Source organism: uncultured Zhongshania sp. (genome assembly GCF_963975605.1).
Lineage (GTDB): Bacteria > Pseudomonadota > Gammaproteobacteria > Pseudomonadales > Spongiibacteraceae > Spongiibacter > Spongiibacter aquimaris.
This window is the reverse complement of the sequence record NZ_CAXBHN010000002.1, coordinates 348613-364934: the sequence shown is the minus strand read 5'-3', so window position 1 is coordinate 364934 and position 16322 is coordinate 348613. Positions and strand designations below refer to the sequence as shown.

Genomic DNA, 16322 nt, shown 5'->3' with positions numbered 1-16322 from the left:
GGCGCCTTTTTTATTTATTTGGAATGTATGCCAGAAATTACCGCAGCCTCACTACTGGCCAGTGTTGACGAATGTATGTTGGGCGATCAGTTTGCATTCGCGAGGCAGTGTCGTCAGCTCGCCAAGCAAGATCGAGAAAACACTGACATTGGCGATAAATTGCTCGCGCTGGCTCAGCGTATTAACGCGTCCGTACTTAGGCGGAAGGCGCGCCAGGAGAGCCTGCCTAAAATTGTCTATCCTCAGGATCTGCCCGTTGCGCAGCGGCTGGATGATATTCGCAAGGCAATTAGCGAGCATCAGGTCGTGGTGCTCGCCGGGGAAACGGGGTCGGGTAAAACCACCCAAATACCGAAAATTTGCCTGGAGATGGGGCGTGGCGTTGCGGGCTTAATTGCCCACACTCAGCCCCGACGTTTGGCTGCGAGGGCGGTGGCTCAGCGTTTAGCAGAGGAACTTAACACCCAGCTCGGCGAAGGCGTTGCTTTTCAAATTCGCTTTCAAGAAGTAGCCTCGCCGAATAGCTATATTAAGGTAATGACTGACGGTATTTTACTGGCTGCTATCCAGCGCGACCGATTTCTCAGTCAATACGACACCATTATTATTGACGAAGCCCACGAACGTAGTCTGAACATTGACTTTTTATTGGGTTACTTAAAAACGCTTTTACCGAAGCGGCCTGATTTAAAGCTCATCATTACCTCCGCGACAATTGATGTGCAGCGCTTTTCTGCGCACTTCAATGATGCTCCTGTTATTGAAGTGTCTGGTCGCAGCTATCCGGTGGAGTATCGCTATCGACCTCAAGAGGAGCTGAGTGCCGACAATGATTTGGCCGAAGCAGTGGAGTTGGTGCTTCGGGAGCTGATGGCGGAGGGCGCTCAGCGTCACGGTGACACGCTGGTATTTCTTAGCGGCGAACGCGATATTCGCGAGTTAACCCGCCACCTCAAACGCGCCGAATTGTCGGGGGCAGAGATATTGCCGCTGTATTCGCGCTTAAGTGGCTCAGAACAACAACGGATATTTGATTTGCGGGCACGGCGGGGGTGGCGGGTGATATTGGCCACCAACGTGGCAGAAACCTCACTCACCGTGCCCGGGATTCGTTACGTTATAGACGCGGGTACAGCGAGGGTCAGTCGTTACAGTGTGCGCAGCAAAGTGCAGCGTCTGCCGATTGAGGCCATTTCGCAGGCCAGCGCCAATCAGCGAGCGGGTCGTTGCGGTCGCGTGGCGCCGGGTATTGCGTATCGCCTATACAGTGAAGCCGATTATTTGAGCCGGCCAGAGTACACCGAGCCGGAAATTCAGCGTACAAATTTAGCGGCCGTTATTTTACAAATGCTGCAGCTGAAGTTGGGCGATATTTCAGATTTCCCCTTCGTTGACGCGCCGGATAAAAAGTTTGTCAACGATGGTTTTGCGCTGCTGGCAGAGCTGGGCGCGGTTGATGAGGGGCGCATAACAAAACTGGGTGAACAGCTTGGGAGTTTTCCCGTTGACCCGCGTATTGGCCGTCTTCTATTGGCAGCTGCAGACGCATCCTGTCTTCGCGAAATGCTGGTAATTGCAAGTGCTTTGAGTATTCAAGATCCCCGTGAGCGCCCCGCCGATAAGCAGCAGGCCTCGGATGAGAAGCATCGCCGATTTTGGCAGGAAGATTCAGATTTTGCCGGCTTTGTGGCGCTGTGGGATTACGCCGAGGAACAGCGTCAGGCGCTGTCGGCAAATCAGTGGCGAAAGCTTTGTCAGCGTGAGTTTTTGTCGTGGACGAGAATGCGTGAGTGGCGAGAAGTGCATCATCAGCTAACCCTGATGTGTCGGCAGTTAGGCTTAAAGCAGAATAAAGAAGCCGCCGGTTATGAGAGTATTCACCGCGCCTTGTTACCTGGTTTCCTCGGTCAAATAGCGACCAAGGACGAGAATCGTGAATTCACCGGTGCACGCAATCGAAAGTTACATATTTTTCCTGGCTCGGGATTATTCAAAAAGCCGCCAAAATGGATCGTGGCGGCGGAGTTAGCCGAAACAAGCCAATTGTATGCGCGCTGTGTCGCAAAAATTGATCCCGAGTGGGTGTTTGGTGTCAATGATAGTTTGCTTAAGCGTAGTTACTCAGAGCCACATTGGCAGGCCCGCAGCGGCCGAGTTATGGCCTTTGAACAAACCGCGTTATACGGTTTGGTCATTCGCGATAAAAAGCGTGTTCACTACGGCCCGATTGCGCCTGAAGAAAGCCGCGAAATTCTTATTCGGCAAGCGTTAGTCGAAGGCCGCTACCAAGGCCGCGCGGATTTTTATAAACATAACAAAGCGTTAATCGCTGATATTGCGGAGATAGAAGACAAGGCTCGTCGTCGAGATATATTGGTGTCTGATGATGAGCTATTTCGATTTTACGATGAGCGTATTCCGGCGGGTATCGTCACTGCCAAGCACCTTGAACACTGGCTAAAAGCAACGGCTCCCCCAAACACACTGTATTTGACGCGCGGCGAATTGATGCGCCACGGCGGTGGTGATGTCACCGAACAGCAATTTCCAGATACTTTAACGTGTGGCGGCATTAGCTTCGCGCTCAGCTATCACTTCGAGCCAGGTCACCCCGCCGACGGTGTCAGTGTATCGGTGCCGTTGGGGAATTTAGCGCAATTACCTGCGGGGCGACTCGAATGGATGGTGCCGGGTTTGTTGCGAGAGAAGTGCATTGCTCTAGTGAAAACCCTGCCAAAGGCGCAGCGCAAGCAGTTGGTGCCGGTGCCGGACTATGTTGATCGCGCTATGCCGATGCTTAAGGTGGGCGAACAGGGGCTGCTTGCACAGCTTGCGACAGCCTTGTTGCGCTTGAGCGGTTTGCAGATCGATATTAATGAGTGGGCTGCCAATCGCATTGACGATTACTACTTAATGAATATTCGTGTGCTGGACAATACCGGAAAACTATTGGCACAGGGGCGTGATTTAAGGCTGTTAAATACCCAACTTGCCGATCAAGTTCAGCAGGGTATTGCGGAAGAAAGCAGTGGCAGTTTTAACAGTAAAGTACTTCAAGATTGGAATTTTGGTCGCTTAGAAACGCGCCATGAGTTTAAGCGCGGCGGCGCAACATTGACTGCATATCCGTGTTTGCGGGATGACGGCGACCATGTTGTTTTAGAGTTGGCAGAGTCGGCGCAGGACGCGAAACAGAAGAGCCTTTACGGGGTGCTGAGATTACTATTGCTGCGACTGTCTCAACAGACAAAATTATTGCGGGCGAGTTTGTTTCGACATAACGCGGTGCAATTGCAATTCGCCGCTGTGGGTGAAGATAAAAAGAAATGGCTCGAAGACAGCTTAATAGCCGCAGCTCGACAAAGTTTTGCGATAGATCCTGACAACTTACCTGAAACAGAAGCCCACTTCGACAAACTGTGGCAAGCGGGGCGTGCAAGTTTTACCGCTGACGCTGAGCGCTATGCGGAAATGCTCACGGAAATATTGGGTCATTATTCCGATATTCGGCGGGCTTTGAAAAAGCTGAACTCGCTGAGCTGGATTCACAGTATTAACGACGTAAATAAGCAGCTTGACGGCTTGTTTTTCAACGGCTTTATAACGGCGTTAAATTATGAAGAACTGAGTCAGTACCCTCGATACTTGAAGGGGATTTTGCAGCGCCTTGCAAAACTGGATGGACACTATCAGCGAGATCGTCAGTGCACCCTTATCTTAGAGCCTTTGCAAAACCAGTTGAGTGACTTCTTGCTGAAAGCGCCCGATGAACTTGCTTCACATCCCGCCCTTAGAGATTATCGCTGGCAGCTAGAGGAATTCCGCATTTCTCTGTTTGCTCAAAATATCGGCACGCGGTCGCCGGTATCAGAAAAACGATTGAAGCAATTATGGAAAAGTGTCACCCAAGATGTAACATTCAAAGTCTAGTTAGGTCTATTGGCTATGGGCACGCTAGTTTGATTGTCTTTGCTGGGCGGGAAAATGCCCCTGGCAATTCTAGTTAACCCTAAATGGCGCCATTCGCCGGCTCTTCGCCTACTTGGAATACCAAGTTGTATTCCTCTCGTCTCGGCGGGGCACAGCTAGGTAGCCGTTTCTTTAAGCATAGTCGTGACAATCAAGCTATTCGTGTCTGGTACTAGCCGCGACGTAATTTACGGCAAAGATCGGAAACCTTGGTGTTCTCGTAAGCTAATCATTGCATTGTTAAATTTTGAGATCCGGCTATGCTGAAAATGCGTTTTTTACCGTTTAGCTCAGATACATTGGCTGTTTTTTGAGCAGAATTTTAATTTACTTGAAGACTAACTCGGTGCATAGCCGGAATGGAGAAATAATAATGGCGTCTTTTACGAAAAAACCTCTAGTTGCAGCCTTTGGTGCGGCGATGTTGGCTTCTGCTGTGAGCCCTGCGATGGCTGATAGCAACCCGTTCGCGGCCAAGCAATTGAGCGCGGGCTATGAACTTGCGATGGGAAGCTCCGATAAAGCGGCTAAATCGGAAGCTAAGTGTGGGGCTGATAAAGCCGGTGAGGCAAAGTGTGGAGCTGATAAGGCTGGGCACGAAGGCAAATGCGGCGAAGCTAAGTGCGGCGCTGACAAGGCAAAGGCCGCCCACGAAGGTAAGTGTGGTGAAGCGAAGTGTGGCGCTGATAAAGGGGCAATGGAAGGGCAGTGTGGCGGCGACAAAGCGGCGAAGGAAGCGTCATGCGGTGCTGCGAAATAAGCATTATTTTCTTAGTGTTAACGGTTCTCTGAGAGGCAATCACAGTATCAATGGATGAGCTTAACTTAAATAATAGATCTGCTTTGGCAGGTCTCGGTTTGCGTCGAGGTCTTATGTCGGCGTTTAAACAGCTGAGCCCAGACGATATTGATTTTATTGAGGTTGCCCCTGAGAATTGGATAGGTATTGGCGGTCGCTACGGCCGCTCATTTCGTGAAATAGCTGAGCGTTACCCCGTTTATTTACATGGGCTATCATTAAACATTGGTGGTTTTTCTCCCCTCGACACAAGCTTGCTGAAAGATATTAAGCAGTTTATGGCGGATTTTGACTGCCCTCTGTATTCAGAACATTTGACCTATTGCGGTGATGAGGGGCAACTGTATGATTTGCTGCCCATTCCGTTTACTGACGAGGCAGTTCATCACGTCGCTGACCGAGTTAAGCAAGTACAAGATGTTTTAGGTAGACGTATATTGCTAGAAAATGCGTCTTATTACGCAGCTCCGGCTCAGGAAATGAGTGAAAGTGAGTTTATTAACGCGGTGCTGACCGAGGCAGATTGTGAGCTGTTACTAGATGTAAATAATATCTACGTGAACAGTATTAACCATCGCTACGATCCCCATGATTTTTTGCATTCACTTCCTCTGGAGCGCGCGAGGTATGTGCATATCGCCGGCCATTACGATGAGGCCGATGATCTGCGTGTCGATACACATGGTTCAGATGTCATTGATCCTGTCTGGGACTTGCTAGACGCGGCTTATGAGCGCTGCGGTCCCTTGCCAACTTTGCTGGAGAGGGACTTTAATTTCCCGCCGATGGCAGAGTTGGTATTAGAGGTAGAGCGTATTAAGCGTGCTCAAGCTATCAACGAGTGCAGTGTCGCTTCTCACCGGGTTGCTGTGAGATGAGCAATTTTCAGCATGTTCAGCGCGAACTAACCCAGTTTATCCGCAATCCCGACGCTTCTTCTGGGTTGCCGGGTATAGAGGGCCGTCGTCTAGATATTTATCGCGATTTGTTTTTCAACAATATCAATGGCTTTTTAAGTAATGGCTTCCCGGTGTGTCGTAGTTTGTATAGCGATTCGGATTGGGGCTCGATGGTGCGGGACTTTATGATTCGGCATCAGTGCGCGAGCCCTTACTTTCTTAAAATTGCGGAAGAGTTTCTTGAATATCTTCAGCATCAGCGCAGTGGTATAGCCGTAGATCCGCCGTTTTTAGCCGAGCTTGCCCATTATGAATGGGTAGAGCTGGCACTCGATGTCGCTGTTGACGAACTTCCTTCCGCAGTAGAGCCTCCCAGCGATATTTTGGATGCGCGGTGGCGTCTGTCTTCACTCGCTTGGCCGCTGGCTTACGGTTTTCCCGTCCATCAAATTAGCAGGGATAACCGTCCCGCAGAAGTGACCGGCGACGTCACCTATATTGTGGTGTATCGCAACCGTGCCGATAGCGTTGAGTTTTTAGAAATCAATGCAGTCACGGCGCGGTTACTTGCGTTGTTTGATGACGCGTCTTCGCTCAATGCGTACGGAGTACTTAAGGGAATTGCCGCCGAGCTTGGTGTTGAAGCTGAAGCGGTGGTGGGGTTTGGTCGCGAGCTTGTGACACAGTTGGTTGGTCTCGATATATTGATTATTGCTGAGTCGTAATCATGCAGTTAGTGCCAAGCAAGCGCGCATTGCGTATAGTGTTAGCCGCTTTTTAGAATTGATGGATATGACTCCAATGGAACGAATAGCTTGTGCCTTGCTATTGACGCTGCTGTCTACATTTCAGGGCGTAAATGCGTCTGTAAATGATAGCGACAGCGATCCTCGCGACCCTTGGGAGGGCCTCAATCGTGCTGTCTTTGTATTCAATGACACGGCTGACCAGTATGTCTTGAAGCCTGTCGCGAAAGGCTATCGCAATATTACGCCGACGTTTGTTGATCAAAGTTTAGCCAATTTTTTTAATAATCTCGGTGAAATTAAGAATATCGGCAATAATGTATTGCAGGGTGATGGCAGTCATGTCCTGATCAGTGGTGGACGGTTCATTATTAACACAACGGTTGGTGTATTAGGCATTTTTGATGTCGCTGGAGCGATTGGTTTAGTGCGTGACTCCGAGGATTTTGGTCAAACCCTTGCTGTGTGGGGGGTGGGTAATGGCCCGTACATAATGCTACCGTTTCTCGGCCCCAGCACTTTGCGGGATGGTGCTGGAAGGGGAGTTGATTCTTATACCAATGTGATGCGCAGTGTTGATCCTGAAAGTGCGCAGTACGGCATGACCCTTCTGGATTTGATTCAAGTTCGAGCCTCTTTACTTGGGACAGAAGAGTTGGTGTCGGGAGATAAATACACCTTCTTCAAGGATGTTTATTTGCAGCGCCGAGATTTTCTTATCAATGACGGCAAGCTTAAAGATGATTTTGGCGATGAAGATTTCGAATCCTTTGATTTCTAATTTCGCGCCTGATTTCCCTGGCGTAAATTCTGCGCATAAATACGGCTTGTGTGTTCTTGCTGATGCGAGTAAAAAGTCCGCATGAAAGCTACGTTTCCCCAGAGTATCTTATTGGTTCAGCAGGCTGATGCTGTCCACAACGAGCTAGTGTCCTCCTTGGAGAAGCTGGGTATGTCCGTGCTTGCGATTGCGGATTGCTCGACGGCAATGGTGGGGTTTCGCGAAGAAGATATCGATATTGTGATGGTTGACATCGATTTCCCCGATGATCGCGGTATTGATCTTCTCGGTAAAATGGCAGCTGACCCCCGTGAATTACCTCTAATCGGCGTTTCTCGTCGCAAAAGTCTCGCTGACGTTGTTGAGGCTGTTAGGCACGGTGCAACTGATTATCTGATGCTCCCACCAGAAAATTTGGACGTTATTCGCCATGTTATTGATCGGGCGGTTGAGCGTGGCGCCCTAAAACGCGAAAACTTGGCCTACCGCACTAAGCTTGAAAACGCGAACCGAGATTTACTTGAAAGTTTGACCTTGTTACAACAAGACCAGCAGGCGGGAAAGCACGTTCAGCAGCTTCTGCTACCAGATACGCCAAAGCAAATTGGCGGCTACAGTTTTTGCCACTTTATATTGCCGTCTTTGTACCTGAGCGGCGATTTTGTTGACTACTTTATTGTTGGTGAAGATCACGCGGTGTTCTTTGTTGCAGACGTGTCAGGGCACGGCGCTAGTTCGGCCTTCGTGACGGTGTTCCTCAAAAATTTGTTTGCACGTAAGCGCAGTGATTTCTTACATCGCGGTTCCACTGCTATTTTGTCGCCAGCGAAGATGCTTGCCATAGCGAATCGGGAATTACTGGAAATGGGGATCGGCAAACACGTAACAATGTGTGTCGGTGCTTTTGATCTTAAGTGCCATCAGCTCTGTTATTCGGTAGCAGGTCATCTTCCCGCGCCGGCAATGGCGGTAGACGGTAAGGCGGAATTTCTGCCTGAACACGACATGCCTGTTGGTTTATTTGCCGATGCCGAGTACAGTGATCATATGATCACTTTCCCACCGGGCGCAGTGCTAACGTTGTTCTCGGATGGTATTCTAGAGGTGTTAGACAGTGACACCCTCGAAGAGAAAGAGCTGAAGCTGCTCGATATTCTCGGCGAGGGTGAAAGTATGTCGACGGGACTGGCGAAAACTTTCGGTTTACTAGAAATAGACGAAGCGCCAGACGATATCGCAATTTTAGTCGTGTGCAGGTTATAGGCAAATGCAGCCCGGTAGGATATTGGTAGCAGGACAAGACGGCGCGTTTGTTATCAAACTAGTTGGTGACGTGCGGTTGACGCTGTGTACAACCTTGGACGAGTTTTTCGATGAGATGTTATCTGTTGAAGGCTTTGCCAGTGTTGTCGTTGATCTTTCTGATGCCCTAAATGTCGACAGTACTACTTTGGGTTTACTTGCTAAATTAGCGATTAAAGCCAAAGAGCGTTTTAAGTTTGTCCCCCTTATTTTATCCACTAATCCCGATATCACCCGAGTGCTCGAAAGCATGGGTTTCGACCGGGTGTTTAGAATTCGAGAAGAGCCACTACTCGACGATGAAGACCTGGGCGAGCTGCCGGTTTTACCCTGTAGCGAAGATGCTGTTAAGAAGCGGGTGTTAGAGGCGCATCGCACGCTAATGGGGCTGAGCGACAGTAATCACGCTAAGTTTCGTGAGTTAGTGTCGCTTCTAGAAGGTCAGTGTTTTTAATTTTTTCTCTGCACAAACGCCATCCTTATCTATTTGCCAGCAGCTTTTCTGTCGTTGTCAGCTTTGCTCGGATAAATTCGGTGTGAGGTAAATAAATGAGATCAGAGATCTTCCGGATCAAGTGATCTTCGTATTTATCTATTTGCCCATCCTCAATGGCCACTTCCCAAAGCGCGACAATCAGCTCATATTTTTCAATATTATTGCAATTGTCGTTGATGTAACGGGTAAACGGATACAAGGAGGTGCTGTCTTTATTAAGCGCTGTTGCCGTCGTCATGAAATCTTCAATATTCGCTAGCGACACTGAAAAACACCGAACCAGCAATTCTTGTATTTTTTCAATTTCTTTGGGGTCTTGTTCGTAATCAGATTTGCTCACTTCGATAAGTAGGGCTGCTGCCGCTAACTCCAGCGACATCGTGGTTTTCTTGTCGTCTTCTTCCACGCCAGAAAAAAGCTGCTTTAATTTTTCAAACATATCCTAGTACTCTTTCAATTTGAAAATGATGTGTGATTCTGTAGGTTGGGTGGAGCGGTAGCGATACCCAACAAGCGGTGGGAGAGCATCCCATCATGTTGGGTTTGATAAACCCCTTCGGGGCGCCCTGACGGGCGTCCAGTCTGAAGGCATGTCGTACCTCAACCCATACCTACGAACTTTGACATTAGGCAATATCATATTGAAGGAGTACTAGTTCCATTCGCTAAGCAGGGTTTCAAGTTTCACTTGGTCGGCGGCAAAGGCCCGAATACCCTCAGCGAGTTTTTCTGTTGCCATGGCATCGTCATTCAAGGCCCAGCGAAATCCGGATTCGGTAATGTCGAGTTTTGGATGGGGGATGAAGTTCATATCTGGACCGAGTTGGCGCGGTAAGGCTTGTGTATTTTCACTCAGTTCAGTTAGCAGTGCTGGGCTTATTGTTAGGCGATCGCAGCCCGCTAAAGCCTCAATTTCGCCTATATTGCGAAAACTTGCTCCCATTACAACGGTTTTGTAGTCGTGTTGCTTGTAATAGCTGTAAATGGCAATGACAGACTGAACCCCAGGGTCATCATTTGCCGTTTCAGGTGTAAGACCACGGGCGACATGCCAATCTAAAATACGACCAACAAAGGGTGATATTAAGGTTGCGCCAGCTTCTGCACAGGCGGCAGCCTGAATAAGGCTGAAGAGCAGAGTCAGGTTGCACTCTACACCTTCTTTTTCTAATACCGCGGCGGCTTGAATGCCTTCCCACGTTGAGGCGACTTTAATGAGTAGCCGGTCTTTGGCGATGCCTTTTTGCTGGTAAAGCTCGGCTATGTAGCGGCCTTCGGCAATCATCGCCTCGGTATTGAATGAGAGGCGGGCGTCGACTTCAGTAGACACTTTCCCGGGTACTAATTTGCAGATTTCGGCGCCAATTTCTACCGCTAGCTGAGTGGCGGTTTTTTGCAGCCACTGGGCGTCTCGGGGGCCTTTACTCTGAGCGGAAATGACGCGCTGTATTAGCGGTTGATATTGGGGAAGTTGAGCGGCTTTAAGAATGAGTGATGGATTTGTCGTGGCATCTTGAGGAGAAAAACGCCGGATTGCATCTATATCACCGGTATCGGCAACCACATCGGTGAACTGCTTTAGTTGTTCTAACTTACTGCTCATTACTTACTGTCCTTTTTGTCATCATGGTCTGCAGGGCTTCTTCGGTAAGGCTTAATGCCTGCTCCAATACCTCAATACCGGCGTTGGGGCGATGGCCGTGCTCGCTTATATAACGTCGAAATAGTCGACCACCGGGTTGTCCATTAAATAATCCCAGCATATGTCGGGTCATATGATTGAGCCGCGTACCTTGTGTAAGTTCCGCTTCTATATAGGGGAATAGGCCGCGAATGACGTCACTTCGCACAGCGATCTGTCGGTCTTGGCCGTAAAATTGCGAATCCACACTAGCCAGAAGAAACGGGGTTTGATACGCGCTGCGGCCCATCATAATGCCATCCACGTATGACAATTGCGAGGTGGCATCTTCGATGTTCTGAATGCCGCCATTGATGATAATTTCGAGCTTGGGAAAGTCCTGTTTTAGCTGGTGTACCAAGTTGTAGTTCAGCGGCGGAATTTCGCGATTTTCCTTTGGGCTCAAGCCTTGCAGCCACGCCTTGCGGGCGTGAACGATGATCGCGTCAGTGCCGGCCTCGTCAATGGCGGCGACAAACTCCTGCAGCGGCCCGTAGCCTTCTTGTTCATCAATGCCGATACGGTGCTTAACGGTAATGGGGAGCGAAGTAGCGTCTTTCATTGCCTTTACACAATCGGCAACGAGGGCAGGGCGCGACATGAGACAGGCGCCAAAAAAACCATTCTGAACGCGATCCGAAGGGCAGCCGCAGTTTAAATTCACTTCGTCGTATCCCCATTTTTCAGCGAGTCTTACCGAGTGGGCCAGTGCCTCGGGGTCGCTGCCACCAAGCTGCAGAGCGACAGGGTGCTCAATATCACTAAAATTGAGGTGGCGCTCGGCATCGCCATGGATCAGCGCGCCGGTGGTGATCATTTCGGTGTACAGCACCGCTTCTGTGGTCAGTTGGCGCCAAAAGACACGGCAGTGCCGGTCAGACCAGTCCAGCATGGGGGCGACGCAAAAGCGGCGATTAAGTAAATTTTTGTGCATCTGCCGCGAAATACCTCTGCGGGTGGGTGAATCTTGCCTCGTCCGGAACGTATAATGGCGGCCTGAATGGCCCGCTCACGCAAATTGATGCGAGGCTAAATGTCTATTGTATTCAAATGGTAATAAACACTCCATGACTGTTCGCACTCGTATTGCTCCTTCGCCCACCGGTGACCCGCATGTAGGCACGGCTTATATCGCACTGTTTAATTATTGTTTTGCGAAAAGCCAAGGTGGCGAGTTTTTGCTGCGCATTGAAGACACCGACCAACAGCGTTCTACTCCAGAGTCTGAGCAGGCGATTTTGGATTCACTGCGCTGGCTGGGTTTGGAGTGGGCAGAGGGGCCAGACATTGGAGGGCCGCACGGGCCGTATCGCCAGAGCGAACGCAGTGAAATTTACAAAGCGCATTGTGAACAACTTATTGCTGCCGGACATGCCTTTCGCTGCTACAGGACAGCTGAAGAATTGGATGTGCTGCGTGAAGCCCGTCGCGAGGCAGGGGGGCATACCGCTCTAAAGTATTCGGATCTGAAATTAGACGATGCTGAGCACGCGCGTCGCGAAGCGGCTGGTGATGCTTATGTGATTCGAATGCACGTGCCTGAGGACGATGGCCGCTGCGAAGTTGACGATATGCTGCGGGGTAAAATTGAATTGGAGTGGGGGCAGGTGGATGCCCAGATCCTTTTAAAATCTGATGGCTTGCCGACCTACCATTTGGCAAACGTGGTCGATGACCACTTGATGCAGATCACCCATGTGCTGCGCGGCGAGGAGTGGATTAATTCTGCCCCTAAACACAAATTATTGTATGAGTATTTTGGCTGGGAAATGCCGGTGTTATGCCATCTGCCCCTGTTGCGAAATCCCGATAAAAGCAAGCTCAGTAAACGCAAAAATCCGACCAGTATTTGGTACTACCAGCGCATGGGTTTCCTGCCCGAGGCGCTGTTGAATTATTTAGGCCGCATGGGCTGGTCTATGCCAGATGAAAGCGAGAAGTTCAGTCTGCAAACCATGATCGACAATTTCGATATCACCCGAGTGAGTTTGGGTGGGCCGATATTCGATGTTGAAAAACTGCGCTGGCTAAACGGCTTGTGGCTTCGTGAAGATTGCAGTCTTGAGCAGTTGGCAGATCGTATGCAAGAGTGGGCCTTTAACCGCGAGACGTTAATGAAAATGCTGCCGCATGTGCAGTCCCGAATTGAAGTGTTTAGCGATATGGCACCGTTAGCGGCGTTCTTTTTGTCGGGTATGTTGCCGCTTACTCCCGCGAGCTTTGCCGCTTCAAGTCTAAGTGAAGAAGAGTTAGTCACCTTGTTGCAGTGCGCGGCGTGGCGCTTGGAATCGTTAAATGATTGGCAGCGTGATCGAATTTTCGCAGAGGTGAAATCCTTGGCCGATGGCTTGGGAATCAAGTTAAAGGATTTTATGCCGCCATTGTTTATCGCTATTGCGGGTACAACTTCGTCGATCTCAGTTGTTGATTCGATGGAAGTGTTAGGCCCAGATATGAGCAGAGCGCGATTGCGTCATGCCATAGAAGTCTTGGGTGGGGTAGGTAAAAAACGCCTGAAAAAGCTGGAAAAGCAGTATCAGGAGCTCGCATAGCAAATTCCTGCAATGTGGGGAGTTAGCTCATAGTTGGAGCGGGGATTCCCTAGCGACAATGAATAGAAAAATGCAGTGATTTCAAGTCGATGTGTTGACAAGTTCTGGGGCTGACCGTAATATGCGCAGCCTCCACTTTGGGGCTATAGCTCAGCTGGGAGAGCGCTTGCATGGCATGCAAGAGGTCGGCGGTTCGATCCCGCCTAGCTCCACCAAAGTTTTAAAAACCGCGTAAAAGCGGTTTTTTTTTGCCTGCACTTTAGTGATCCTGTGCAACGGTTTCAGCTGTGTCAACGTTGTGCACAGTAATTGGGCAATTTTCGTGTGAGGTGCCATAATGCAAATGTCTTATCAAGCTACGTCTCTTTTTGTGGGGTAATCAATCTGTGTCGAATATTTCTCTTCGTCAACGCCATAATAAAAAACCAGAAGAACTTCGCGAGTTAATCCGGCAGATGGCGATCAAATTAGAAGAGCGTTATCAGTTGAGTTCTCGCTGGCTAAATAATGATGAGCTCGAGGTTGCACGTTCTGGTGTAAAAGGGCGAATTACCTTGGGGATTGACGAAGTGAAGGTTGATATCAAGTTGGGCCTAATGATGGGCGCCTTCAAGTCGACAATTCAAAAAGAAATATCACGCTCAATGGCTGAAAAGCTGGTTTAAGAAAGATAAGGCGCAATTCATGCCTCTGCGGAATTTTTTAGCCAAAGCGGGACTCTAACGGTCACAGTTAATGACTATTGGGAGTCTGATATAAGATATGACTAATATGCTTCTGTCGCTTCGCGCATCACGCCACAAACTACTTCGCGTATTGATATTTTGTTTTTTAGCTGGTCTTGCTCAGGGCAGCTTGGCATTTTTCCCTCAGCAGGATGGTAATGGTCGCGAGCTTCCCAGCCTTGCGCCAATGCTAAAAACCGTCAACCCTGCTGTCGTTAATATATCGACCTATACAACGCAGACTATTCGTCAAAACCCGTTGCTGAACGATCCATTTTTTCGACGTTTCTTTAATGTGCCTGAACAGCAGATGCAGCGTCCCCAGCAACGTCGCACCCAGGCGGCTGGCTCGGGCGTTATCATTGATGCCAAAAAAGGCATTGTTCTGACTAATCATCATGTCATCAACGGCGCGGATGAAATTACCGTCAGCATGGAAGATGGTCGCAATTTCACTGCGACACTTGTTGGCTCGGATCCCGATGTCGACATCGCAGTGTTAAAAATAGATGCCAAGAATTTGCACAGCGTTAAATTGGCAGACTCTGATAAATTAGAGGTAGGTGACTACGTCGTAGCCATTGGCAATCCCTTTGGCTTAGGGCAAACCGTAACAACCGGTATCGTGAGCGCCTTGGGGCGTACTGGCTTGGGAATTGAAGGTTATGAAAATTTTATCCAGACCGACGCCTCAATAAATCCGGGAAACTCCGGCGGTGCACTTGTTAATTTAAGGGGCGAACTGATTGGGGTAAATACCGCGATTTTAGCGCCTGCTGGTGGCAATGTTGGAATTGGTTTTGCCATACCGATCAATATGGCGAAAGTTAGTATCGATCAAATTTTAGAGCACGGCGAGGTGCGTCGTGGTCAACTCGGTGTGGTTATTCAGGATTTAACGCCGGAGTTGGCCGATGCCTTTAAGGTCGGAAAACATCAGCGCGGCGCGGTGATTGCTGAGGTTCAGAGCGGGTCTGCCGCCGAACAAGCCGGTTTGCAGGCAGGCGATGTCGTCGTCGAGGTTGATGGCAAGGATATTCTTAGTTCTGCACAATTGCGCAATGCGGTTGGTCTAAAGCGGGTTGGTGATCGTATTATTGTTACAGCCTTGAGAGAGGGCAAGCGAAAGGAGTTTCGCGCGGAACTCGCTGAAATGGTGACATTGCCTGTCGCTACAGTTGGCGAGGCGACCAGTGAGCTCCTCAAGGGAGTAACACTCCGCGACGCCGAAAATGGTCAGGGCGTGTTGGTGACTGAGGTGGCGAATACAGCAGAAGCTGCGGGAAAATTGGCGCAAGGTGATTTGATCGTGTCAGTAAACCAGCGCCGCGTTGCCGATGTTAAAGAATTTAGTGAGGTATTGTCTGCGAGTAAGGGGCGTTTGTTGCTGCGAGTGGTGCGGGGCCAATTAGCGCTTTGGGTTGTTTTGCAGTCATAGTTTTAATGGGTATTTTAAAAGCGCTTGGGGAGACGGTAATGAAAAAGATAGTAATGGCTGTTGTGGTGGCTTTGTTGGCGGCCTGCGCTGGGGTTCCGGTTTCGACCGATTATTCTCAGGAGTTTGATTTTAGCGGTGTATCGACTTATGCCTGGCTGTTGCCCGCCAAGCATGCCGACCCAGAAATTGACAATGACTTGGTTCGGCAGCGAGTTGTGGATGCGGTAGACGCACAATTTACCGCGAAAGGTTTGAAGCAGGTCGCAGATGTCAGCCAAGCGTCTGTATTGGTGAGTTACCAGTTGGGGCAAGAGGATAAAATTGCCATCGATAATTTTGGTTCCTGGTATACCCATTACGGCTATTACCCATGCTACCACTGTGGTTATCGCCCCGGTTTCGGCTATTTCGGCCGCAGTCATTTTTACGATGACGATATCTGGGTACGAAACTACAAAGAAAGCACCTTAATGATTGATGTGATTGACCCCGCATCGAAAAAATTATTGTGGCGCGGTATGACAAAGCGGGTTATTCCTAGCTTGAAAACGCCAGAAGAACGGCGCTTGTATGTACTTGAAACGGTGTCAGCGATTCTGGCTAAGTTCCCACCGGGTTCTGCGGTGGCGCGTTGATATTATTCGACATTTTCCTGTGATTTCGTCGGCGGGTCCCTTGCATGTGCCAAGTGTTTCGCCGACAATAGCGCCCGCGTTGAGGCACTGTCACAGCGTGTCTTCTGCGGTGGTCCTTCCGGTCCCCTCGCAACGATAGATAGCAAACCCCGCCAGGCCCGGAAGGGAGCAACGGTAGTTATCAACTCGTGTGCCGGGGTGTGGCTGGTTGGACCGCCACCAAGTTCTGCTTAATCCCCTGTCTACGTTTATTTTCCTCTACCTTCATTGGTTTATGTCCATGCTGGGCTGGTGTATCC

At 49.6% G+C, this 16322-nt stretch carries 14 protein-coding genes, 1 tRNA gene and 1 other RNA gene; 13 read left to right on the top strand and 3 right to left on the bottom strand.

Features of this window, described 5'->3' with window-relative positions:
- The first annotated feature begins 27 nt into the window (after nucleotides 1-27).
- The 7 genes from hrpA to AAC007_RS03990 all read left to right on the top strand — a co-directional run bounded on the left by hrpA (nucleotide 28) and on the right by AAC007_RS03990 (nucleotide 8950).
- Complete coding sequence (gene hrpA, locus AAC007_RS04020; RefSeq protein WP_339674700.1) at nucleotides 28-3930, top strand: ATP-dependent RNA helicase HrpA; 3903 nt, start codon at nucleotides 28-30, stop codon at nucleotides 3928-3930.
- Nucleotides 3931-4342: 412 nt separating this feature from the next.
- A complete protein-coding gene (locus AAC007_RS04015) occupies nucleotides 4343-4729 on the top strand; it encodes a hypothetical protein (protein WP_339674698.1) in 387 nt (128 codons plus the stop codon).
- A 50-nt stretch (nucleotides 4730-4779) separates the two neighbouring features.
- On the top strand, nucleotides 4780-5646 hold the full coding sequence (locus AAC007_RS04010) for a DUF692 domain-containing protein (protein WP_339674696.1): 867 nt from the start codon (nucleotides 4780-4782) through the stop codon (nucleotides 5644-5646).
- Nucleotides 5643-6392 (top strand): putative DNA-binding domain-containing protein, encoded by a 750-nt coding sequence (locus AAC007_RS04005; protein WP_339674695.1) that lies wholly within the window; start codon nucleotides 5643-5645, stop codon nucleotides 6390-6392. The genes AAC007_RS04010 and AAC007_RS04005 overlap by 4 nt, the downstream gene beginning before the upstream one ends.
- Before the next feature lie 76 nt (nucleotides 6393-6468).
- Nucleotides 6469-7194: a VacJ family lipoprotein gene (locus AAC007_RS04000; protein WP_339674694.1), complete on the top strand. Its 726-nt coding sequence runs from the start codon at nucleotides 6469-6471 to the stop codon at nucleotides 7192-7194.
- An 81-nt stretch (nucleotides 7195-7275) separates the two neighbouring features.
- Nucleotides 7276-8457 (top strand): SpoIIE family protein phosphatase, encoded by a 1182-nt coding sequence (locus tag AAC007_RS03995; RefSeq protein WP_295871627.1) that lies wholly within the window; start codon nucleotides 7276-7278, stop codon nucleotides 8455-8457.
- A 4-nt stretch (nucleotides 8458-8461) separates the two neighbouring features.
- Nucleotides 8462-8950, top strand: a complete 489-nt coding sequence (locus tag AAC007_RS03990) for an STAS domain-containing protein (protein WP_103684048.1) — start codon at nucleotides 8462-8464, stop codon at nucleotides 8948-8950.
- A gap of 25 nt (nucleotides 8951-8975) precedes the next feature.
- Here AAC007_RS03990 and AAC007_RS03985 read toward each other — a convergent pair whose 3' ends face one another.
- The 3 genes from AAC007_RS03985 to dusA form a co-directional block, all read right to left on the bottom strand.
- Nucleotides 8976-9431: a TerB family tellurite resistance protein gene (locus AAC007_RS03985; RefSeq protein ID WP_339674690.1), complete on the bottom strand. Its 456-nt coding sequence runs from the start codon at nucleotides 9429-9431 to the stop codon at nucleotides 8976-8978.
- Between the two features lie 213 nt (nucleotides 9432-9644).
- On the bottom strand, nucleotides 9645-10595 hold the full coding sequence (tal, locus tag AAC007_RS03980) for a transaldolase (protein ID WP_339674689.1): 951 nt from the start codon (nucleotides 10593-10595) through the stop codon (nucleotides 9645-9647).
- Nucleotides 10585-11607, bottom strand: a complete 1023-nt coding sequence (gene dusA / locus AAC007_RS03975; protein WP_339674688.1) for a tRNA dihydrouridine(20/20a) synthase DusA — start codon at nucleotides 11605-11607, stop codon at nucleotides 10585-10587. The genes tal and dusA overlap by 11 nt, the downstream gene beginning before the upstream one ends.
- A 133-nt stretch (nucleotides 11608-11740) precedes the next feature.
- On the opposite strand from dusA, the gene gltX reads away from it, so the two are divergent.
- The 6 genes from gltX (at nucleotide 11741) to ffs (ending at nucleotide 16236) form a co-directional block, all read left to right on the top strand.
- Entirely contained in the window at nucleotides 11741-13225 is a 1485-nt protein-coding gene (gltX, locus tag AAC007_RS03970; RefSeq protein ID WP_339674687.1) for a glutamate--tRNA ligase, read from the top strand.
- A gap of 139 nt (nucleotides 13226-13364) precedes the next feature.
- Nucleotides 13365-13440 (top strand) — tRNA-Ala (locus AAC007_RS03965).
- A 171-nt stretch (nucleotides 13441-13611) separates the two neighbouring features.
- Entirely contained in the window at nucleotides 13612-13890 is a 279-nt protein-coding gene (locus AAC007_RS03960) for a polyhydroxyalkanoic acid system family protein (protein ID WP_295871639.1), read from the top strand.
- A 97-nt stretch (nucleotides 13891-13987) separates the two neighbouring features.
- Nucleotides 13988-15388, top strand: coding sequence for a DegQ family serine endoprotease (locus AAC007_RS03955; protein ID WP_339674685.1), 1401 nt, complete (start codon nucleotides 13988-13990; stop codon nucleotides 15386-15388).
- A gap of 38 nt (nucleotides 15389-15426) precedes the next feature.
- The gene (locus AAC007_RS03950; RefSeq protein WP_295871643.1) at nucleotides 15427-16023 is read left to right on the top strand and encodes a DUF4136 domain-containing protein; all 597 of its coding nucleotides are present in this window, start codon (nucleotides 15427-15429) and stop codon (nucleotides 16021-16023) included.
- Between the two features lie 116 nt (nucleotides 16024-16139).
- Nucleotides 16140-16236: signal recognition particle sRNA small type (gene ffs / locus AAC007_RS03945), an RNA gene on the top strand.
- Nucleotides 16237-16322: the final 86 nt, after the last annotated feature.

Coding starts and splice junctions, on each gene's coding strand:
- AAC007_RS04010 (WP_339674696.1), top strand. CDS start 4,780: ATGGATGAGCTTAACTTAAATAATAGATCTGCTTTGGCAGGTCTCGGT.
- hrpA (WP_339674700.1), top strand. CDS start 28: ATGCCAGAAATTACCGCAGCCTCACTACTGGCCAGTGTTGACGAATGT.
- dusA (WP_339674688.1), bottom strand. CDS start 11,607: ATGCACAAAAATTTACTTAATCGCCGCTTTTGCGTCGCCCCCATGCTG.
- AAC007_RS03955 (WP_339674685.1), top strand. CDS start 13,988: ATGACTAATATGCTTCTGTCGCTTCGCGCATCACGCCACAAACTACTT.
- AAC007_RS04005 (WP_339674695.1), top strand. CDS start 5,643: ATGAGCAATTTTCAGCATGTTCAGCGCGAACTAACCCAGTTTATCCGC.
- AAC007_RS03985 (WP_339674690.1), bottom strand. CDS start 9,431: ATGTTTGAAAAATTAAAGCAGCTTTTTTCTGGCGTGGAAGAAGACGAC.
- AAC007_RS03995 (WP_295871627.1), top strand. CDS start 7,276: ATGAAAGCTACGTTTCCCCAGAGTATCTTATTGGTTCAGCAGGCTGAT.
- AAC007_RS04000 (WP_339674694.1), top strand. CDS start 6,469: ATGGAACGAATAGCTTGTGCCTTGCTATTGACGCTGCTGTCTACATTT.
- gltX (WP_339674687.1), top strand. CDS start 11,741: ATGACTGTTCGCACTCGTATTGCTCCTTCGCCCACCGGTGACCCGCAT.
- AAC007_RS03990 (WP_103684048.1), top strand. CDS start 8,462: ATGCAGCCCGGTAGGATATTGGTAGCAGGACAAGACGGCGCGTTTGTT.
- AAC007_RS04015 (WP_339674698.1), top strand. CDS start 4,343: ATGGCGTCTTTTACGAAAAAACCTCTAGTTGCAGCCTTTGGTGCGGCG.
- AAC007_RS03950 (WP_295871643.1), top strand. CDS start 15,427: ATGAAAAAGATAGTAATGGCTGTTGTGGTGGCTTTGTTGGCGGCCTGC.
- tal (WP_339674689.1), bottom strand. CDS start 10,595: ATGAGCAGTAAGTTAGAACAACTAAAGCAGTTCACCGATGTGGTTGCC.